At 67.3% G+C, this 20,944-nt stretch carries 19 protein-coding genes; 8 read left to right on the plus strand and 11 right to left on the minus strand.

Annotation, left to right across the window (positions count from 1 at the left end; all coding sequences use genetic code 11):
• Positions 1–2: 2 nt before the first annotated feature.
• The gene (locus E0H92_RS10995; protein ID WP_131496141.1) at positions 3–827 is read right to left on the minus strand and encodes an acyltransferase domain-containing protein; all 825 of its coding nucleotides are present in this window, start codon (positions 825–827) and stop codon (positions 3–5) included.
• 49 nt (positions 828–876) lie between these two features.
• On the opposite strand from E0H92_RS10995, the gene E0H92_RS11000 reads away from it, so the two are divergent.
• A complete protein-coding gene (locus E0H92_RS11000) occupies positions 877–1,710 on the plus strand; it encodes a helix-turn-helix domain-containing protein (protein ID WP_165549742.1) in 834 nt (277 codons plus the stop codon).
• 10 nt (positions 1,711–1,720) lie between these two features.
• On the plus strand, positions 1,721–2,068 hold the full coding sequence (locus E0H92_RS11005) for a VOC family protein (RefSeq protein ID WP_131467269.1): 348 nt from the start codon (positions 1,721–1,723) through the stop codon (positions 2,066–2,068).
• A 114-nt stretch (positions 2,069–2,182) separates the two neighbouring features.
• On the opposite strand, the gene E0H92_RS11010 is transcribed toward E0H92_RS11005, so the two are convergent.
• The 10 genes from E0H92_RS11010 to E0H92_RS11055 form a co-directional block, all read right to left on the minus strand.
• On the minus strand, positions 2,183–3,241 hold the full coding sequence (locus E0H92_RS11010) for a WD40/YVTN/BNR-like repeat-containing protein (RefSeq protein WP_131496143.1): 1,059 nt from the start codon (positions 3,239–3,241) through the stop codon (positions 2,183–2,185).
• A gap of 86 nt (positions 3,242–3,327) precedes the next feature.
• Entirely contained in the window at positions 3,328–3,615 is a 288-nt protein-coding gene (locus E0H92_RS11015) for a 4a-hydroxytetrahydrobiopterin dehydratase (protein WP_131467271.1), read from the minus strand.
• Positions 3,616–3,619: 4 nt separating this feature from the next.
• Positions 3,620–6,094 carry a DUF4091 domain-containing protein gene (locus E0H92_RS11020; protein WP_131496144.1) on the minus strand — a complete coding sequence of 825 codons (2,475 nt, stop codon included), beginning with the start codon at positions 6,092–6,094 and terminating at the stop codon, positions 3,620–3,622.
• 130 nt (positions 6,095–6,224) lie between these two features.
• Positions 6,225–7,616 (minus strand): MFS transporter, encoded by a 1,392-nt coding sequence (locus E0H92_RS11025; RefSeq protein WP_131496145.1) that lies wholly within the window; start codon positions 7,614–7,616, stop codon positions 6,225–6,227.
• A gap of 34 nt (positions 7,617–7,650) precedes the next feature.
• On the minus strand, positions 7,651–9,627 hold the full coding sequence (locus tag E0H92_RS11030) for an ABC1 kinase family protein (protein ID WP_131496146.1): 1,977 nt from the start codon (positions 9,625–9,627) through the stop codon (positions 7,651–7,653).
• A 145-nt stretch (positions 9,628–9,772) separates the two neighbouring features.
• A complete protein-coding gene (locus E0H92_RS11035; RefSeq protein ID WP_131285662.1) occupies positions 9,773–10,525 on the minus strand; it encodes a succinate dehydrogenase/fumarate reductase iron-sulfur subunit in 753 nt (250 codons plus the stop codon).
• Positions 10,522–12,399: a fumarate reductase/succinate dehydrogenase flavoprotein subunit gene (locus E0H92_RS11040; protein ID WP_131496147.1), complete on the minus strand. Its 1,878-nt coding sequence runs from the start codon at positions 12,397–12,399 to the stop codon at positions 10,522–10,524. Before E0H92_RS11040 ends, E0H92_RS11035 begins: the two co-directional genes overlap by 4 nt.
• A gap of 16 nt (positions 12,400–12,415) precedes the next feature.
• Positions 12,416–13,135: a hypothetical protein gene (locus E0H92_RS11045; RefSeq protein ID WP_238153388.1), complete on the minus strand. Its 720-nt coding sequence runs from the start codon at positions 13,133–13,135 to the stop codon at positions 12,416–12,418.
• Between the two features lie 80 nt (positions 13,136–13,215).
• The gene (locus tag E0H92_RS11050) at positions 13,216–13,509 is read right to left on the minus strand and encodes a hypothetical protein (protein ID WP_131467277.1); all 294 of its coding nucleotides are present in this window, start codon (positions 13,507–13,509) and stop codon (positions 13,216–13,218) included.
• Between the two features lie 107 nt (positions 13,510–13,616).
• Positions 13,617–14,243 carry a hypothetical protein gene (locus tag E0H92_RS11055; RefSeq protein ID WP_131467278.1) on the minus strand — a complete coding sequence of 209 codons (627 nt, stop codon included), beginning with the start codon at positions 14,241–14,243 and terminating at the stop codon, positions 13,617–13,619.
• A 49-nt stretch (positions 14,244–14,292) separates the two neighbouring features.
• Between E0H92_RS11055 and E0H92_RS11060 the strand changes: the two genes are divergently transcribed.
• The 6 genes from E0H92_RS11060 (at position 14,293) to E0H92_RS11085 (ending at position 20,897) form a co-directional block, all read left to right on the plus strand.
• Positions 14,293–14,661, plus strand: coding sequence for a (deoxy)nucleoside triphosphate pyrophosphohydrolase (locus E0H92_RS11060; protein ID WP_131285657.1), 369 nt, complete (start codon positions 14,293–14,295; stop codon positions 14,659–14,661).
• Between the two features lie 147 nt (positions 14,662–14,808).
• On the plus strand, positions 14,809–15,855 hold the full coding sequence (locus tag E0H92_RS11065; RefSeq protein ID WP_131467279.1) for an ABC transporter permease: 1,047 nt from the start codon (positions 14,809–14,811) through the stop codon (positions 15,853–15,855).
• A gap of 3 nt (positions 15,856–15,858) precedes the next feature.
• Positions 15,859–16,863 (plus strand): ABC transporter permease, encoded by a 1,005-nt coding sequence (locus E0H92_RS11070; RefSeq protein WP_131496148.1) that lies wholly within the window; start codon positions 15,859–15,861, stop codon positions 16,861–16,863.
• A 14-nt stretch (positions 16,864–16,877) separates the two neighbouring features.
• Complete coding sequence (locus tag E0H92_RS11075) at positions 16,878–17,948, plus strand: ABC transporter ATP-binding protein (RefSeq protein ID WP_131467281.1); 1,071 nt, start codon at positions 16,878–16,880, stop codon at positions 17,946–17,948.
• Between the two features lie 16 nt (positions 17,949–17,964).
• Positions 17,965–19,008, plus strand: coding sequence for an ABC transporter ATP-binding protein (locus E0H92_RS11080; RefSeq protein WP_131467282.1), 1,044 nt, complete (start codon positions 17,965–17,967; stop codon positions 19,006–19,008).
• A gap of 188 nt (positions 19,009–19,196) precedes the next feature.
• Positions 19,197–20,897, plus strand: a complete 1,701-nt coding sequence (locus E0H92_RS11085) for an ABC transporter substrate-binding protein (protein ID WP_131467283.1) — start codon at positions 19,197–19,199, stop codon at positions 20,895–20,897.
• The last annotated feature ends 47 nt before the right edge of the window (positions 20,898–20,944 follow it).

The following is a 20,944-nucleotide window of genomic DNA, read 5'->3' on the forward strand; positions in this document are numbered from 1 at the left end:
CTTTAGAGCTTGGTGTAGCCGTACGCGCTCTGCCAGGTGCCGCCGTCCTTGATCCGGCCGACGACGAGCCGCTGTAGACGGGTGTCCTGCGGGAGCTCGTCGAGACGGTCCAGGCCGTGGGTGCGGAACGTGAAGAAGATCGCGCTGTCCTGGCTGTCGTTCGGCGTCCCGTACGGCGTGAAGCGGCGCCCGAACTTCACCATGTTCGAGTCCTGCGGGAGGTTGTCGAGCAGGTACGGGTCGAGCAGCCAGGACCACAGGTTCGCCGTCCGCACCGGGTACTCCGGGAAGTACCGCGGGAAGAACTCGCGGGCCTGCTGGATGCTGTCGTCGACCAGCTCGGGGGTCAGCGGACCGGTCTCCGGGATGTGCACGCCGATGATCCACTCACCCGGCTCGGTGCCGGGGACCGGCTTGTCCTCCGGGACCTGGTGCAGCATGTACTGCAGGCGCCCGAGCCAGTAGATGTTGCCGACCCAGAAGTTCGTCAACCACCAGTGCGTCTCCAGGCTGTAGTCGCCGTGCGTCCGGCGGCTCACCTTGAGCTGCTGTCCCAGGTCGGCCAGCGTCGCCCAGCTGATGTCGTCCGGGATCCCGCGCTCCGCGTGGAACCGGCGGATGTCCGGCACGGTGTCCAGGAACGCCTGGACCGAGTTCCGCGGGTCCTCCGGCATCGTGAAGTCCGGCTCGGTGCCGAGCTTCCCGATCGCGCCGCGGATCTGGTCCGCGAGCTCCTTCACCGCCGTCTGATCCGGCGCGAACGCCTCGGCCGCCTCCCGGTCGGCATCGGCGAACCCGAGCAGGCGATATTCCTCAACACTCGTCACTCATCAACGGTAACTGATGGAAACGAGCCAGGGACTTACGATCTCAGGCGTGAGCTACCAGCGATTCTCTCCTCCTGAGCGGTTGCGGGACGTCGTTGACCACGTCTGGCTGGTCGAATCGGCGCCGTTGCCGCGGTTGCGGCAGGAGATTCTGATTCCCAACGGACGGCCGGGGCTGGCCGTGGCACTCGGCGAGCCGGGGACTCGGCATGATCCGGTGACTCAGGTCGAGTGGCCGAACGCGGCCTCGGTGTTCGGGGTGATGACCCGGCCGCAGGTGCTCGGACAGGTGGGTACGTCGAGTTACGCCGGCGTCGAGTTCACGCCGTGGGGGCTCGCGTCGTTCGGTCTCACCGCGTTGGTGGACGAGGTGCAGCCGCTGGGGGACTGGGTCGGCGCGGATGCGGTGGCCGGGTTGGTGACGGAGTTGCGGGCGGTGCCGTTCGGCGCGGAGCGTGCCGAGCGGCTGGCAGGCTTCCTCGCGGTTCGGTTGACGACGACGGTCGCTCCGCCGGTCGTCGTCGAGGCAGTGCGCGCGATCGACGAGCTGCGGGGCCAGGTGGCCGTGGCGGAGGTGGTGCGGCGGTGCGGTACGTCGTACAGCACCTTGTATCGGCTGTTCCGGCGGAGCGTCGGGATCGGGCCGAAGCAGTACGCCGAGATCATCCGGTACTACCACTTCGTCGGCGGGCTGCTCGGTGGTCCCGCCGACGCTGCCGCGACCCTGTCGGCGTTGCACGGGTACTACGACCAGGCGCACGCGGCGCGCGACTTCAAGCGCTACACCGGCGTCAGCGCGACGACCTTTCTCGCCGTACAGAACGGCATCGCCGCGCTGATGCATGGAAGATCCGTCCAAGACGACTCCACGCACGGCGGGTGAGGATCTGGGCATGGGACGCATCGTTCATGTCGAGATAGTTGCCGAGGACCACGATCGGGCCGCGAAGTTCTACCGCGAGGTGTTCGCCTGGGAGGTGACGCCGGCGCCGGTCCCGGACGGATACCTGCTCGCGGCGACCGGGCCGGGGGAGGGGATCGACGCAGCGATCATGAGCAGCCGGTACCAGTCGCAACCGACCATCGCCTGGATCGAGGTCGACGACCTCCAAGCGACGCTGGAGGGCGCCCGCGCGGCCGGCGGCACTCCGATCGGCGAGATCCAGGACCTCCCCGGTGTCGGCAGACTGAGCTACATCCGCGACACCGAGAGAGTACTCGTCGGGTTACGTCAGGCGTGAGGTGCGGACCTCCACCACTCACCAACCACCGGCAGTTCGCGCGGTCCAGGCTCAGCCCTGTCCTCGGAGCGCCCTTGGGTGAGGGTTGGTGAGTGGCGCAGGTCCGCCCCCACCTCACCGCTCCTCGGCGAGCCCCAGGTAGAGGATCTGCGGGTCGGCGGGGTTGAAGGCCAGCGACGGGATGCCGTCGAAGGTGTTGTGGTTCTTCGTGAGGGCGCCTGTCGAGGGGACGAAGCGGTAGAGGTCGGCGCCGAAGTTGGCGAAGGAGGTGCCGTAGCTGAAGTAGAGGAGGTCGGGGTCCACCGGTGACGCCCACATCTTGTTGCCGTTGATGAGGTCGGCGCGGCTCTGGTCCAGGACCTCGCGGAACTTCTGCCCGCCGTCGGTCGACTCCCAGATGAACCGGGTCGACCGGTCCCGGTCGTACCCCTCCATCCACACCTTCGACGAATCGGCCGGCGACATCGCCAGACTGAACGCGTTCACCCGCTCCACCGGCCGCGACCGGGTCCAAGTACGCCCGCCGTCGAACGTCACGTACACCCCGTCCGACATCACACCGGCCACGACATGATCCGGGTTCCGCGGATCCACCACGGCGTCGTACACGAAGAGATCACGAGCAGGCGGTACGCCGACGCGCTGCCAGGTCACGCCGTCGTTCGAGGAGTCGTACAGCTGCCCGTCGCCGGCCACGACCCGCAGCCGTCCGGGCTGGGCGTGCAGCGCAGCCAGTCCGCCACCCGCGACCGGGCCGAGGACGGTGCTGACCTGCGAGCCGTGCACGCGATGGATGGGCTGGTCGTTGACGCTGTAGATGTACGCCGCATCGCCCGGCCCGGGCTGTACGTCGTACGTGCTCAGGTCGTCAGGTGTCTTGTCGAGCAACTGCCAACTGCAGCCGGCGTCACTCGAGCGCTGGATCGCCTGCCGGCCGATGCTGACGAGCGTGTTCGGTTCCTGCAGCGCGGCGACCTTCGCATACGTGACCGCGCGGAGCTTGCCGGTCGTCGGTGCGAGGGTCGCGCCGTCGGATTCGGTGATCGTCACCGAGCCGTCGCCGTACACGGTGTCGCAGTGCGGGCGGTTCCAGAACCAGCCGGGGTCCGCGGCACCGGCGTACGGAGGAGTCAGCGCGATCAGGACGGTCAGGGCAGTTCCGAGGACGGTCATCCCTTAGATGTAAGGGATTGCGGGCACACCAGACCAGCGCTTGCCGTGGCCGACAAGCGCCATGACGAGAAGAGGTCAGCCGGCTCCTAGCCCGCAGCGGTGTCGATGTGCCGAGCGAGCACGAGGTCGTCGTCGGTGATCCCGCCGGCCTCGTGGCTGCTGACCCGGAACGTGATCGTGGTGTAGCGGATGTCCATGTCCGGGTGGTGGTTCATCGACTCCGCGAGCTGCCCGACGGTCGCCACCAGCCGGATGCCGTCCAGGAACGTGTCCCTCTTGACGCTGCGCACCAGTTCGTTGTCCACGACCTTCCACTCCGGGAGGTGGTCGCGCAACGCGAGGTCGATCTGGTCGTCGGTCAGGAGCTCACTCATGCGCTCACTCTAGACCCCTTATGGCGGTGAGGGTGGCGATGACGTCGGTGCGCCAGGCGCGGTAGCGCGCGGGATCCTCGGTGAACGTGCGCTGGTCGGTGACCACGGCGTCCGCCGCGAGCAGTTTCGCTGCGTGGGCCTTCAGCGGCGTGGGCAGCTGCGGGTTGCTCTGTACGTCGTGCTGCAACTGCCACAGGAGGTTGTAGTCCTCCATTCCGTCGCGGAAGTTCTCCAGCCGGATCGACGCCATCGGGCCGTTCGGTCCCGGGTAGAACATCGACCCGTCACCCGCCGTACCGTTGAACGTCGCCGCCCTCCACGCGGACAGGATGCCGTCGTTCACCAGCAGCTGGTTGGCGTGGTCGGAGCGGAGCCAGCGGTTGGTCGCGTAGTACAGAACGCCCTCCACCCCGGCCTTGTAGGACATTGGCCCGACCAACGTCCGGGCGTCGATCGGCGGGTAGCCGTTGAACCAGTTCGGCAACGGTGAGCCGGTGGCGATGTCCGGGTACCACCAGGCCTGGTCGCCGCGAGCGCGGGTCCGCTCGGCGACTTGCTGGTTGTACAGATCCTGCTGCGGCACCCAGACGTCGACGAGGCCGGCCAGTCCGGTGTCGACGCCCATCGAGTTGTCCCGCAGCGTCGTGAGGATCGGCAGGTCCGGGAACGCCTGCTTGACCGCGGCGAAGGTCTGCTTTGCCGCTTGCAGCAGCGGGCCGTTCGCCTCGTCGAAGCCGTACACATATGCATATTTGTCGACACCGGCCGCGCGGTAGCTGTCCATCGCGGTCCGCAACTGGGCGATCCAGGTGTCTATCTGGGCCTGCCAGGTCTCCGGCTTGGACGGGTTGAGCAGACCGGCCCACAGGTAGAACGCGTTGAAGTCCCGCAGGCCGTAGTGGTCGCGGATGTACAGCACGTCCTCGACCGGGGTCGGCACGATCACCGGGTTCGCGTTCGAGGGGATGCACGCGCAGGTGTAGAGCTGGTCCGGCTCGATCTTGTAGTCGTGCAGGAAGGACCAGTACTGGTGCTTGGTCGCCTCCTGCGCCGCCGGGTCGGTGATCCCGTAGATGTCGTTCACGATCGCGGGCGTGAACTGGAACGTGGTGTTGAGCTTCGGTGCGTCGGGTGCCGCCACGGGCCAGACCTTGGCGGCTACGGTCATGGTCCGGGTTCGCTTGCCGGCGGCGGAGAACGCGACCGTCACGTGGTACGTGCCGGGTGCGGCTGTCTTCGCTGCCTTCAGCCGGATCCAGTACGGCTGGAACGTGTCCGCGGGTACGTCGACCGACGTCAGGTCGTCACGGATCGGGTCCGGCGTCCAACCGGCGTACGTGGGCCGGTGGTACACGTTCGTCGGCGTCACGTTCAGCGAACCGACGGGCGCGACCGTGGCCTGCATCGCGCCCTTGCCGGACACGGACGTCACGCGGGCCTGTACGCCGGTCAACGGCTCGGCGAACGGCAGTACGACGGCCTGCACGTTCTCGTACTCGCCACGGGTCAGCGACACCGTCGGCGCCGTACCGGTCGAGGTGAACGGCAGGTCCTTCGGGTACACCAGCGCCATCGAGTCGGCGGACTCGACGCCGAAGTCGGCGCGGCGGTCGTGCGCTCGTGCCTGGATGGTGTTCGCCAACCGCGGCACGGTCCGCTGCATCGCGGTGACGCCCGCGTTGAACGGCTGGTACTGCGCGTACGTCATCGGGCCGAGCTTCTGGCGCAGTTCGGCGCACTGTGCCTCCGCTGCCCGGACCTGAGCCTTCAGCCGCTCGTCCGCGGGCCCGTGCCCGAGTGACCGGTCAAGCCCCTTGATCTGATCCGCCAGCTTCGTCAGTACGCCGTTGAAGTCGACCAGTCGCAACAGTTGGGCGGCAGCCTTGTCGCCGTACGGCGTTTGGTCGTACGGGTAGCTGTCGACGAGCCGGAACGCGTCGTAGTGACCGATGACCTGCGTCTTGGCCCGCGGCATCGAGAAGCTGAGGTAGGCGATCCGGGTGATGTCGACACCGGCGGCCGCGATCGTGCTCATCCGCAGCGTGATCGGCGTCCAGTCGCGGGCGCGGATCGGGTAGTCCATGCCCCACGCCTTGTTCGACTGGTCCCGGACGGTGATCCGGCCGACGACCGTGTAGTCCTGCTCGGTGAAGAAGTCGAAGCCCAGCACGGTGTGGCCGGACCAGTCCGACACCGGGAGGCTCGGCGTACCGGCGTACAGGTTGATGCCGGACGACGCACTGGCTCCCGGTGTGTTGGACGGGCCAACGGTGAACGTCAGGCCCGAGTCGCCGTGCGTCGGGTCGGCCGTGCGCTCGATCCGGTCGACCTGGGGCAACGTGACGGTCGCGCCTTGCAGATCCGCGTCGGTCTCGAAATCCTGGAACACGCCGGCGGGTGCGGCGGCCTGCGCCGTACCCACCTGGACTAGACCGGCGACCATGGTAGTTGCCGCCAGCAACAAGACGAGTTTCCTCACGAGCCGCTCCTCTCGCCGGAATTACGGTCCTCACCGTAAAACGGCCTGGGAGACGCGTCAAGGCGTGAGGTGGAGATTTCTGACCGGAAAATGGTCGCTGTGCGCAGTTTCGATCAGCGTCGAAAGGTGGCTAGGCGCGCCGTGCCCGCGGTGCCGCGAGGAATCCGAGAAGCGCCAGTACCGATCCCGCGGTGACGATCACGCCGAAGACCCACGGCTGCGGGTCGTCGGCATTGAACGCCAGCAGGGTGCCGCTGATCGCCAGCCCGGTGGCGATGCTCATCGTCGCGGCCATCTGGCCCGCGCTCGTGTTGCGGCCGGAGTTGCTCTGGTCGGAGAGGTCCAGTGTGAGCACCGACAGGCTCGAGGAGCTGAGCCCCATGCCGATACCCGCGAAGCCCCAGCCGATCAGGCCGATCCAGGTGGTCGCGTCCGTCCACGCGAGCAGCGACGTCACTGCCAGCCCGAGCGTCATGAACGCCAGCCCGGTCCGCAGTACGACGACGCGCTCGATCCCGTGCTCACGACCCTGCAGCCACGATCCGAACGCCCAGCAGACGCCGGTGATCGACAGCGTCACGCCGGCCCGCGACGGGCTGAAGTTGTGCTCCAGGGTGAGCAGGAGCGGGAGGTACGCGCCGACTCCGGCAAACGCGGCGCCGCCGAGCCCGCGGACGGCGACCACTGCGGGGAAACCGCGTCGTGCGGTGAACGTTCCGGCGGGCATCACGCGTACGGCGGCCCGTCCTAGCACTGCTAGCGCTACGAGTACCGCCGTACCGCCGAGGACCGGGTGCGCTTCCAGGTGGTCACCGGCCAGTGTCATGGAGAACAGTGCGACGGATGCGGCGAGGGCCCAGGGGAGTGCGGCGCGCCAAGCTTGGAGCTCGGCCGCGTCCTCGGCGGTGCGCTCTGGAGCGGGGGCGTCGGCTGACTGACGCATCGCCGGGCGGAGCAGCAGCCAGCTCGGAACCAGCAGCACGAGCGCGCCGAGGAAGACCCAGCGCCAGCCGAACTGCTCCGTCACCACACCCGTCAGCACCGGTCCGAGGACCGACGGCAGGATCCACATCGCGGCGAACAACGAGAACATCCGCGGCCGCAGTACGGCGGGCAGCGCCCGGGCGACGAGCACCATCAACGACACGTCGAGCAGCCCCTCGGCCAGGCCGCTGAGCAGCCGTCCCGCGATCACCATCGGCATCGCGGTCGCCGTACCGACCAGGAGCTGCGCGAGGGTGAACGAGATCGCGCCAGCGCGCAGCGTCGGGATCGGGCCGCGGCGGTCCGACCAGAGGCCGGCGATCGCGAGCGAGATCAGGTAACTCGCGTTCGGCGCCGCGTTCGCGAGACCGAAGCTGCCGAGCGCGTCGAACTCGCGCACCATCGTGGGCAACGCCGTACCGACCGCGCGGTTCTCGAACGCGCCGAGGGTGACGAGGCCGATCACCCCGAGCACCAGTGGCAGATGCTGTCCGGTGAACAGCTTGGGGCGGGCCTCAGCGGCGGCGGTCGTCGTCATGCCCGTTATCGTCGAAGTTCAAGTTAGGTTGAAGTCAAGATGGGCGGGTTCCCGGGAGCCGGAAGATCAGCACCAGGACGCGGAGGACGAGCACCGCGCAGATCACCAGCAGGTTGTAGCCGAGCAGCTGGAACAATGTCATCGAGTCGGTGATCTTCGGGCCGCCCGGCGTACCGAGTAGCAGGACGGCCATGATGCCCGCGGTCGCACCTAGCACTGCTAGCAGCGCTTGGTGGAGCAGGCCGGTGAAGTGCCGGCGATCGCGTTCGTCGGCGAAGAGGCGAACGTTCACCCCGAGCCGGCCGCTCTCCGCCGCGGCCGCGATCCGGTCGATCCGGCGCGGCAGCCGGCGCAACATCGGCAGCAGCGTCGCGAGCTCCTCGGTCGCCGTACGGCGGAGCGCATCGGGCGCGAGCCGGTCGGTGACGTGAGCGCTGGCGAACTGACGCGACGCCGCGACCAGGTCGAAGCTGGGGGAGATCCGGGAGATCGTCCCCTCGATCGTGGCGAGTGCGCGGAACACGGCGGCGACCTCGGGCGGTACGCCGAGTTCGTGCGACGTGATGATCTTGAACAGGTCGTTGAACATCGCCGGGCCGAGCGTCACACCCGCCGCGAGATGCCGGGTCATGAACTGGCCGACGGAACGCTCGAGCGCGCGTTCGTCGATGACGTCCGGGCGGTAGACGATCTCGAGCAGGGCGTCGGTGGCCGACACCGGGTCGCCGTGATCGATGGCGAGCAGGAAGCGTTGCAGCGCCTCGCGGGTGGCCGGGTCGAGGCGGCCGACCGAGCCCAGGTCGAGCATGCCGATCCGGCCGTCGGTCAGCAGCAGGAAGTTTCCCGGGTGCGGGTCGGCGTGGAACACCCCGTCGATCGCCACCTGGCCGAGCAGGCACTCGAACAGCGCGCGACCGAGGCGGGCCGGGTCGAGGCCGCGGTCGGCGATCGCCTGGCCGGCGTTGCCGAGCCCGATGCCGTCGAGCCGTTGCATGGTGAGGACGCGGCGAGTGGAGCGCTCCGGATACAGCCGCGGTACGACGAGGTCATTGCTCGCGGCAACGGAGTGGCCGGCGGCGACCGTGGTCATGTTCCCGGCCTCGACGGTGAAGTCGAGCTCCTCGCGCATCGCATCCGCGAACCCGTCCGCGAGCGCCCGCACTCCCATCCCACGTCCCCAGTCGGTGTTCCGCTCCAGCAGCCGCGCAAGCCGCCGTACGATGTCGAGATCCCGATCCACCACCCCCGCAATCCCAGGCCGCTGCACCTTCACCACCACATCGTCGGAGGTGTGTAGGCGGGCGGTGTAGACCTGGGCCACCGAGGCGGCGGCGAGTGGCTCGGGGTCGAACTCGGCGTACAGCTGATCCAGGGGGCCGCCGAGTTCCTCGGTGAGGACCTGCTCGATCTCCGGCCAGGGCGCCGCGGTGACCTGGTCCTGCAGGCGGCTGAGCTCGTCGGCGACCGCCGCCGGGATGATGTCGCTGCGGGTCGACAGCACCTGGCCGAGCTTGACGAACGTGACGCCCGCCTCGTCGAGTGCGAGCCGCAGTGACCTGGCCAGTTCGGCCTGGCCCGCGGCGTTCTCGCGGCCGGGGCGGCGGCGGCCGCGCAGATACGGGCCGAGGCCGTGCTTGATCGCGATCCGCAGAATCTGCAGGTATCGCCGGGTGCGCGCGAGCCGCCCACTCAGGTCCCGTCGCAGATCACGGGCCCGCGGCAACGACCCGGTCGGTACCAGCGCCTCCGCCAGTACCAGGAACACCAGACCCGCAAGCATCGAGCAGAGCGCGATCAGTGCCATGAACGCGAGCGCGGCGCCGTTCGATCCGGTCCACGGCGGCGTACCGATCATCGCGATCGCCAGCGGCCCGGACACGCTCAGCGTGATCAGCGCACCGACCGCAAGCCGCCCGAACCCGAACCGCACCCCCAGCAACCGCTGCGAGATCGGCACGAAGATCATCATGAACACGACCAGATTCACCAGCCGCAACACCACAACATCCATAGCCCCGAACCCTAGACACCCAACCACCCCCGGCAACTCCCCCACGCGGGTGACCCACCCCCCACCCCCATTTGCCTGGCTGATGAGAGAGCCCCGGGCCGGTGGGGCCAGGGGCTCTCGGGTGCTGCGGGTGCGGGTGGTGGGGTCAGGCGGGGCGGCGGCGGATTTTGTTGCCCAGCCAGACCAGGGGGTCGTACTTGCGGTCGACTACGCGTTCCTTCATCGGGATCAGGGCGTTGTCGGTGATCTTGATGTGCTCGGGGCACACCTCGGTGCAGCACTTGGTGATGTTGCAGAAGCCCAGGCCGTGCTGCTCCTGCGCGGCGTGCTGCCGGTCGGCGGCGTCGAGCGGGTGCATGTCCAGTTCGGCGACGCGCATCAGGAACCGCGGACCGGAGAACGACTCCTTGTTCTCCTCGTGGTCACGGATCACGTGGCAGGTGTCCTGGCACAGGAAGCACTCGATGCACTTGCGGAACTCCTGCGAGCGCTCGACGTCGACCTGCTGCATCCGGTACTCGCCCGGCTTCAGGTCCGCCGGCGGCTTGAAGGCCGGTACCTCGCGGGCCTTCTGGTAGTTGAACGAGACGTCCGTGACCAGGTCGCGGATCACCGGGAACGTGCGCATCGGCGTGACCGTGACGACCTCGTCCTCGGCGAACGTGTTCATCCGGCACATGCACATCAGCTTCGGCATACCGTTGATCTCGGCGCTGCACGAGCCGCACTTGCCGGCCTTGCAGTTCCACCGGACCGCCATGTCGGGCGTCTGCGTGGCCTGCAGCCGGTGGATCACGTCGAGGACGACCTCGCCCTCGTTCACCTCGACCTCGTAGTCCTTGAGCTCACCGCCCTCGGAGTCCCCACGCCAGACGCGGAATTTGCCCTTGTAACTCATGCTGTCGGCAGCTCCTCATCCGTCAGGTACTTCTTCAGCTCGTCGACCTCGAACAGCTCCAGCAGGTCCTCGCGCATCGGGATCTGCTGCTCCTTGGTGACGTTGACGACACCGTCGGCGTCGAGCGCGCACACCAGCAGCTTCTTGCGCCACTCGGGGTTCATCGTCGGGAAGTCGTCGCGCGTGTGTCCACCGCGCGACTCCTGCCGCATCAGCGCGGCCCCGGCCACACACTCCGAGACGGTCAGCATGTTGCGCAGGTCGAGCGCGAGGTGCCAGCCCGGGTTGAACTGCCGGTGACCCTCCACCGTCATCTTCGCGATCCGGCTGCGGAACTCGGACAGGCGGCCGAGCGCCTGCTCCATCTCTTCTTCCTTGCGGATGATGCCGACCAGGTCGTTCATCGACTGCTGCAGTTCCTGGTGGATCGTGTACGGGTTCTCGCCGCCCTCGAGCTCGAACGGCGCCAGCGCGTCCGCGGCCGCCGCGTCGACATCGGCCTCGTCGATCTTCGGCCGCTCCTGCAGCTGATCGACGTACGTCGCCGCGCCCATGCCGGCGCGCCGCCCGAAGACCAGCAGGTCGGACAGCGAGTTGCCGCCGAGCCGGTTCGAGCCGTGCATGCCGCCGGCGACCTCACCCGCGGCGAACAGGCCCGGTACGACGGACGACGCGGTGTCCGGGTCGACCTCGACGCCACCCATCACGTAGTGGCAGGTCGGACCGACCTCCATCGGCTCCGCGGTGATGTCGACGTCCGCCAGCTCCTTGAACTGGTGGTGCATCGACGGCAGCCGCCGGGTGATCTCCTCGGCCGGGAGCCGCGACGACACGTCCAGGAACACGCCACCGTGCGGTGTACCGCGACCGGCCTTGACCTCGGAGTTGATCGCGCGGGCGACCTCGTCGCGCGGCAGCAGCTCCGGTGGACGCCGGTTGTTGTCCGGGTCCTTGTACCAGCGGTCCGCCTCGTCCTCGGTCTCGGCGTACTGCGCCCGGAACACGTCCGGCACGTACTCGAACATGAAGCGCTTGCCCTCGGAGTTCTTCAGTACGCCGCCGTCGCCGCGGACCGACTCCGTGACCAGGATCCCCTTCACCGACGGCGGCCAGACCATGCCGGTCGGGTGGAACTGGATGAACTCCATGTTGATCAGCGTCGCGCCGGCTCGCATCGCCAGCGCGTGCCCGTCACCGGTGTACTCCCAGGAGTTCGAGGTGACCTTGAAGGACTTGCCCACGCCGCCGGTCGCCAGCACCACGGCCGGCGCGTCGAAGAGGATGAAGCGGCCGGACTCACGCCAGTACCCGAAGGCGCCGGAGACCGCGTCGCCGTCCTTCATCAGCTCGGTGATCGTGCACTCGGCGTACACCTTGAGGTTCGCCTCGTAGTCGCCGGTCGCCTCGAAGTCCTCCTGCTGCAGCGAGACGATCTTCTGCTGCAGCGTGCGGATCAGCTCCAGGCCGGTGCGGTCGCCGACGTGCGCGAGCCGCGGGTAGGTGTGCCCGCCGAAGTTGCGCTGGCTGATCCGGCCGTCGGGCGTGCGGTCGAAGAGCGCGCCGTACGTCTCCAGCTCCCAGACCCGGTCGGGGGCTTCCTGCGCGTGCAGTTCGGCCATCCGCCAGTTGTTCAGGAACTTCCCGCCGCGCATCGTGTCGCGGTAGTGGACCTGCCAGTTGTCGTTGGAGTTCGCGTTGCCCATCGCCGCCGCGCAGCCGCCCTCGGCCATCACCGTGTGGGCCTTGCCGAACAGGGACTTGCAGATGATCGCGGTCTTCTTGCCCTGCTCGCGGGCCTCGATCGCCGCTCGCAGACCGGCGCCGCCGGCCCCGATCACGACGACGTCGTACGAGTGTCGTTCCAGCTCAGTCATATCTCGAAATTCCCGGTCAGTTGATGAAGCGCAGGTCGGAGAACCAGCCGGCCGACAGCGCCATGATGTAAGCATCGGTGAGGATCACGGTGAACAGCGACGCCATCGCGAACGTGCCGTGCTTCGGGTTCAGCTTGGACACGAAGGTCCAGTACCGGTAGCGCAGCGGATGCTTGGAGAAGTTCTTCAGCCGACCGCCGACGATGTGCCGGCAGGCGTGGCAGGACAGCGTGTACAGCCACAGCATCACGAGGTTGACCCAGATGATCAGCGTGCCCAGGCCGATGCCGAAGCCGCCGTCCGTGCCGTGGAAGGCCAGGACACCGTCGTACACGTTGAGCAGGCCGAAGACCAGCGCACCGTAGAAGAAGTAGCGGTGCAGGTTCAGTGCGATCAGCGGGAACTTGCGCTCACCGGTGTAGTTCTTGTGCGGCTCGGGCACCGCGCAGGCAGCCGGCGCGAAGAACAGCGACCGGTACCCCGCCTTGCGGTAGTAGTAGCAGGTGCCGCGGAAGCCGGCCAGCACCGCGAAGGTGATGATGCTGTACGGGATGAACACCGGGAACTTCGGGAACCAGGTGCCGAGGTGACTCGACCCGGGGGTACAGCCGTCGTTGATACACGGCGAGTACAGCGGCGTGAGGTAGTGGTGCTCGCCGACCCAGTACCACTTGTTCATGAAGATCCGGATCGTCGCGTAGACGATGAAGAAGCCCAGGATCACGCCGATACGCAACGGCGCGAGCCACCATCGATCCGTTCTTGCAGTCTTGAGGCCTACTTGTGCGCGGCCCGGCGCGTCGACTCCCGTCGCCATCAGGGAGCGTGCCTGTCAGGCGCGCCGAAGCCTTCGTGTTCCGCGTCGGTCCACATGGACGCGTCATACTCCACGTCGGGAATCTCCTCGAGTTCCTCCGGAACGGGTCCGGGCCTGTGCCTGGGGTCGGGCGGGCCGAGCTCCGCGAGATCGTCGCTCAGCCGGGCCACGTCGGACACCAGGCGGCGGATGCCGAGGGTGTCACCGTACTCCTGACTGAGTTTGCCGACGGCAGCGTGTAACCCTTCGAGCGCGCGGACGACCGCGGCAACGCTGTTGTTGCCCTCACCCATGCCGACTCCAGTAATGGTTTTGTAGCTGTCAGTATGGGCACACTTTGCCCCTGCCGAGCGCCCAACGGAAGACCCCTCGGTACGGCGTGTTTCCAGTTAGGGTTACCTCAGTTGCGACCTGCGGACGGGTGGAGTAATGGGGCGAATCCGGCCTGCAGCACAAGAAGATTCGCGGGCGGTGTGAGGGTCTCGACCTGTTCCAGCCCAGGTGGTCGCAGCGGCTCGCCGTACCCCTCCCACGACCAGGGGAGCACCTGCTGACCGAGCACCAGGGCGGGTGAACCGTCGAACCGCACCATCGCGCCGTCGGGCAGTCCGGCGAGGTCCTGGATCGTCGTCCGTTGCCGCCGGCTCCGCGATTCGACCCGCTGGCTGTGCAGTACGGCGTCCATCGCGGCGGCTCGTGGTCGTTCGGCGAGACCGTGTGCGCTTGCCCACGCACCGGCGTACAGCAGGAAATCCCTGCGCCGGCAGTAATGACAGGGCCGATGGCCGGCGGCGAGCGCGACCGCTTCGTCGAAGAAGAACAGTGCGGTCCAGCGCCCCGGCGGCATCGGATCGCGGCGGATCCCTTTCCAGTCGAGGACACAGCAGATCCACGCCTTCGAGCGCCAGCGGGTCGTCCCGAGGCGGCGGTCGGCGCCGTGCAGGCTGCCGCGGTTGCCCATCAGCAGGCCGCGGCCGGGGTCGGCGACGATCTCCTGGGTGGGCAGAACCCTGTTCTGCAACGGCATTCCCGCATCATGCCGGACGCGGGTGAGAGTTTCTGGCAAAGTCGCGACAATGCGGATCGTGGTGGGTGTTGCGGTGGTACGGGACGGCCTGGTGCTGGCGGCGTACCGGCCGGGGCCGGACGGCGGCTGGGAGTTCCCGGGAGGCAAGGTCGAGCCGGGCGAGACCGACGAACAGGCGGCCGTCCGGGAGCTTCGCGAGGAGCTGGACCTGGAGATCAAGGTCGGTGAGTCCCTGGGCCCCGGCGTGGACATCTCGGAGGCGTACCGGCTGCACGTTTACCGGGCCGTGATCGTCGCCGGTGACCCGGTTCTGCGGGAGCACGCGGAGCTGCGGTGGTTCGCGCCGGAGGATCTCGACGAGAGTGACTGGCTGGTACCCGATCGTCCGTTCGTCAAGGCACTTCGAACTCGCCGGTAGTGGCGGAAGTCACACCGGTCACGATTCGGTGACTAGCGTTGGCTTCCCATGGCGTCCACACTGCGAGATACGTAGGGTTCCCGGCAACCCGGCGAGCCCGGGTCAACAGGTGCGGGGTGCATCACCATGAAGGACGGGTGACGGGCGATGACGCTGGGGGTATCGGAGACGCAGTCTCCCGATGAGGGACTGCCGACAGATGCTCTGGTCGAGACTGCCGAAGCGAAGGAGATCGAGGGCCGCTCGCCGGGGGAGATCGCGTGGGCACGGCTGCGGCGCGACAAGATCGCGATCGCCAGTGCGATCGTGATTCTGCTGATCATTCTGGTGGCGCTGTTCGCGCCGCTGATCGTGAAGCTGAACGGCTTCCCGCCTGATCAGTTCAACAAGCTCAACGCCGACGGCGGCCCGTTGCTGAACACTCGCGACGGCGGTATCCCGATCGGCGGGTTGTGGGGCAGCGGCACGAGCGCCGAGCACTGGCTCGGTGTCGAGCCGCAGAACGGCCGTGACGTCTTCTCGCGGCTGGTCTACGGCACCCGGGTCTCGCTGCTCGTGGCGCTCGGCGGCACGATCATCGCGGTCGTGCTCGGCACCGTGATCGGCATGGTGTCCGGTTACTTCGGCGGCTGGGTCGACACGCTGCTCAGCCGGCTGATGGACATCATGCTGAGCTTCCCGTCGCTGCTGTTCGTGATGGCTCTGACACCGGTAGTCGCGTCGCGCGGCCAGGACCTGTTGGGCATACCTGACGACAACAAGCTCAGGATGGGCGTGCTGATGTTCGTCCTCGGCTTCTTCGGCTGGGCCTACCTCGCGCGAATCGTCCGTGGTCAAACGCTTTCGTTGCGTGAGCGCGAGTTCGTGGAGGCGGCCAGATCGCTCGGCGCCGGGCCGAACTACGTGCTGTTCCGGCAGGTCCTGCCGAACCTGCTGCCGACGCTGCTGGTCTACACGACGCTGCTGCTCCCGACGAACATCACCGCGGAGGCCGCACTGTCCTTCCTGGGTGTCGGCATCAAGGAGCCGACCGCCTCGTGGGGCCGGATGATCGCCGACGCGTCGGCCTGGATCGAGAGCAATCCGTTGTACCTGTTCTTCCCGGGCACGGCGCTGTTCATCACCGTGCTCGCGTTCAACCTGCTCGGCGACTCCGTCCGGGACGCCCTCGATCCGCGTGCGGGAAGGAGCTGACCGGTGGGCCGCTATCTCATCCGCCGCCTGATCCAGGCGGTGTTCGTACTGCTGGTGATCAGCGCGATCACGTTCTTCCTGTTCTGGGCCACGCCGGCGAACCCCGCGTTGCTCATCTGCGGCAAGAACTGCAACGCGGAGACAGTCGCGCAGGTCAACGCGACGTACGGCTTCGACAAGCCGCTGGTCGTGCAGTACGGCCAGTACATGCAGGGTCTGGTGAGCCCGGGCGGGCGGACGATCGGGTCCGAGGGCAACGAGCGCAACTGCCCGTGGCCGTGCTTCGGTGAGTCGTACCAGAACGGCATCCCGGTCTGGAACTCGATCAAGGACGCGTTCCCGGCGACGCTCTGGCTGGCCCTCGGGGCCGCGGTCCTCTGGCTGTTGTCAGGCGTCATGCTCGGCCTGATCGCCGCGCTCCGGAAGGGCAGGTTCGTCGACAAGCTGAGCGTCGGCCTGGCCCTGTTCGGGGTGTCGTTCCCGACGATCGTGTTCGGCTACCTGCTGCTGTTCCTGTTCATCGTGAAGCTGAAATGGATACCGTTCCCCGACACGTCGAACGCGGCCTTGTTCACGGTCGGCCCGGTGAAATGGCTGCAGTTCTACATCCTGCCGTGGATCACGCTCGCGCTGGTGTTCGCGGCGCTGTACACGCGGATCACCCGGGCCAACATGATCGACACCATGAACGAGGACTACATCCGGACCGCCCGGGCGAAGGGCCTGGACGAGCGGACCGTGGTCTTCAAGCACGGGCTGCGGTCCGCGCTGACGCCGATCGTGACCATCTTCGGCCTGGATGTCGGCGGCCTGCTCGGCGGCGCGGTGATCACCGAACAGATCTTCAGCATCACCGGCCTCGGCAAGTTCTCCATCGACTCCGTCCTCAGCAACGACCTGCCCGCGATCATGGGCGTGGTGCTTTTCGCGGCGATCTTCGTGGTGCTCGCGAACATCGTCGTCGACGTCCTGTACGCCGTTATCGACCCGCGCGTGCGGCTGTCCTGATCAGGTGAGGTGAGATGACCGAATCCGTGACCAGTGCGCCGCCGGCGGACACCCGTGCCGGAAAGCCGTTCCTCGAGGTCAAGGACCTGCAGGTGCACTTCCCGACCGACGACGGGCTGGTGAAGGCCGTCAACGGCCTGAACTTCACCCTCGAGCGGGGCAAGACGCTCGGTATCGTCGGCGAGTCCGGCTCCGGCAAGAGCGTGTCCAGCCTGGCCATCATGGGCCTGCACAAGGGCAGCAAGGCGAAGGTGAACGGCGAGATCTGGCTGGACGGCGCCGAGCTGGTGGGGATGTCCGTGCCCGAGATGCGGGCCCTGCGCGGCCAGCAGGTCGCGATGATCTTCCAGGACCCGCTGTCGGCGATGCATCCGTTCTACCGCGTCGGTGACCAGCTCACCGAGGCCTTCCTGGTGCACAACAACGCACCGAAGGCGGTGGCCAAGAAGCGCGCGGTCGAGCTGCTCGACCGGGTCGGCATCCCGTCGCCGGACAAGCGGTTCTTCGACTACCCGCACCAGTTCTCCGGCGGTATGCGGCAGCGCGCGATGATCGCGATGGCGCTGATGTGCGACCCCGCGCTGCTGATCGCCGACGAGCCGACCACCGCGCTCGACGTCACCGTCCAGGCCCAGATCCTGGACCTGATGAAGGATCTGCAGAAGGAGTTCAACTCCGCGATCATCCTGATCACGCACGACCTCGGCGTGGTCGCCAAGATGACCGAGAACGTGGTCGTGATGTACGGCGGCCGCGTCGTCGAGTCGGGCAACGTCCGGGACATCTTCTACCGGCCGGAGATGCCGTACACCTGGGGGCTGCTGGGCTCGATCCCGCGGGTGAACCGCTCCGGCGACGGGCGGCTCAAGTCGATCCGGGGTACTCCGCCGTCGCTGATCAACCTGCCCAAGGGCTGCCCGTTCCAGCCGCGCTGTGACTACCAGGAGCACGTCGAGGGGGCGAATTGCGCCACCGAGCTGCCGGAACTGCTGCAGATCGGCCAGGAACAGCATCGGGTGCGGTGCCACATCAACTCCGAGCAGCGCAAACAGCTGTTCACCGAGCAGATCAAGCCGAGTCTCTGATGGCGGGGGAGTGCTGGTGAGTACGACGACATCGGCCGAGCAGGCGACCGGTAAGCAGTCCGCGGGCGGCGAACTGCTGCTCGAGACCCGGGGGCTGCAGCGCTATTTCCCGGTGACGCAGGGGATCATCTTCCAGCGGCAGACCGGCGCGGTGAAGGCGGTCGACGGTGTCGACCTCAGCATCCACGCCGGCGAGACGCTCGGCGTGGTCGGTGAGTCCGGCTGCGGGAAGACCACCACCGGCCGGCTGGTGACCAGACTGGACGAGCCGACCGGCGGGACGATCTCGTTCATGGGCTCGGACATCACCCACCTGAACCGGGCCCGGATGCGCCCGTTCCGGCGGGAGGTCCAGATGATCTTCCAGGACCCGTTCTCGTCGCTGAACCCGCGGCAGACCGTCGGCACCATCATCGGCGCGCCGTTCGACATCCAGAAGGTGAAGAGCGAGACCGGGACGAAGAAGGCGGTCCAGACCCTGATGGAACGGGTCGGGCTGAACCCGGAGCACTACAACCGGTATCCGCACGAGTTCTCCGGCGGTCAGCGGCAGCGGATCGGCGTCGCCCGGGCGCTCGCGCTGCGGCCGAAGCTGATCGTCTGTGACGAGCCGGTGTCGGCGCTCGACGTGTCGATCCAGGCGCAGATCGTGAACCTGCTGGAGGACCTGCAGGACGAGTTCGATCTCGCCTACCTGTTCATCGCGCACGACCTGTCGGTGATCCGGCACATCTCCGACCGGGTCGCGGTGATGTACCTCGGCAAGGTGGTCGAGACCGCCGACCGGGACGAGCTCTACAACCATGCTCGGCACCCGTACACGCACGCGTTGCTGTCCGCGGTGCCGGAGGCCGATCCGGACGCCGAGGAAGCGCGTGAGCGGATCCGGCTGACCGGTGACGTGCCGAGCCCATTGAACCCGCCCTCGGGGTGCCGCTTCCGGACCAGGTGCTGGAAGGCACAGGAAATCTGCGCTGCGGAAGAGCCGCCGCTGATGCAGATCGGAGCCCCGGGCCATCAAGCGGCTTGCCACTTCCCCGAGGAACGGGACGTGGTGTGACTACTACACAGAGTGTTCGTCCGGTGTAGCGACGGCATTGAAGGGATCACGATCCGGTCAAGCGGCCCACACTCCATTGCGCAGTGTGTGAACACGTGAGTTGATGACCGCCACATGACGTAGATCAGTTTCTCCATGCCGCCGTGACCCGGCGACAAGTGTCAACACAAGGAAGGAAATCACTGGCCATGGATCACCTCAAACGACCCGGAGCGGCGATCGCCGCAGGGTTGGTTCTGAGCCTGACCGCGGTTGCCTGCGGCGGGGGGAACAGCGACACGCCGAGCGGGCAGGCTTCGGCCGGTGCCAAGGGGGGCACCGTCACCGTCTACTCCGTCACGGACGTCGAGCACCTCGACCCCGCACGGAACTTCGTCACCGACTCCGGAATGATCGGCAAGCTGATCACCCGGACCCTGACGGACTACCGGTACGACGCCAAGGCGAAGAAGCTCATCCTCGAGAAGGACCTCGCCGACAGCTACGAGGCGTCACCGGACTTCAAGACCTGGACCTTCAAGCTGAAGGACGGCCTGAAGTACGAGGACGGTACGCCGATCGTCGCCGCCGACATCAAGTACAACGCCGAGCGGTCGTTCGCCGCGGACATGGCCGAGGGTGCGCCGTACGCGCACGAGTACCTCGACTGCAAGGGCTACAAGGGCCCGTACGTCGCGGACAACAACGGCGGCAAGGGCTGCACCGCGATCGAGGTCCCGGACGAGAAGACGATCGTCTTCAAGCTGAACCGCCCGGTCGCCTCGTTCGACGGTACGGCGAGCATGAAGGTCTTCTCGCCGGTCCCGAAGGCCAAGGACACCAAGACGCAGTACGACAACCACCCGGTTGCCAGCGGCCCGTACAAGATCGAGTCGTACACGCGGAAGAAGCAGCTGGTGCTGGTCCGCAACACCAACTGGGACCAGAAGACCGACCCGCTGCGCGACGCGCGGCCGGACAAGTTCATCTTCAAGTTCGGTGACGCCGAGGCGACCGTCGACCAGCGGCTGATCGCGAACGGCGCCGCGGACCAGAGCTCGCTGAGCTTCACCGGTGTGCAGCCGGAGAACATCGCCAAGACGAACGGCGCCAACGTCAAGGACCGCATCGTCGAGGGCACCGACATCTGCCGCCGCTACATCGCGTTCAACCAGCAGAAGAACCCGCTGCTGAAGAACCAGAAGATGCGCGAGGCGCTGTACTACGGTCTCGACCGGACCAGCTACCGCGACGGCCGTGGTGGCGAGCGGCTCGCCAAGGTGGTCGACTCGATCATTCCGCAGGACATGGAGGGCTACAAGCCGGAGGAGAACTTCAAGGCTCCGGACGAGGGTGACCCGGCGAAGGCCAAGCAGCTGCTGACCGAGGCCGGCTACAAGGGCGAGAAGCTCGTCCTGGGTACGGCGGACTCCGGTCTGGCCGTGAAGGCCGCCGAGGCCGCTCAGGCGTCCTGGAAGGCGATCGGGGTCAACGTCGAGATCCAGAAGATCCCGGGTGACAACTACTACTCGACCCAGCAGCAGGACTCGTCGGCGACCGACCTGATCACCGCCGGCTGGTGCTACGACTGGGCGAGCCTCACGACGATCGTGCCGTCGGTCTTCGGACCGGACACGACCGCCCCGGGCAAGGCCGCGCAGAACAACTACGCGCGCAGCCAGGCCGGCTGGGACAAGATGGCCGAGCTGGCCAAGGAGTCCGACAAGACGAAGATCGAGTCCGGTCTGTCCGACCTGTACGTCGAGATCATGAAGACGGCGCCGCTGGTGCCGACCGTTCAGGACCTCAACGTCTACGTCGTGGGCTCGAACCTCGACAACGTGGTCACCGACCCGAACACCGGTGGCTTCCCCGACCTGACCCAGATCGGTGTGAAGAAAGTGAGCTGATCCCAGCACGCTTCTGAGGAGGGCGGTGCCTACGGGCGCCGCCCTTC

It is taken from the genome of Kribbella speibonae, assembly GCF_004331375.1.
Classification (GTDB): Bacteria; Actinomycetota; Actinomycetes; order Propionibacteriales; family Kribbellaceae; genus Kribbella; species Kribbella sindirgiensis.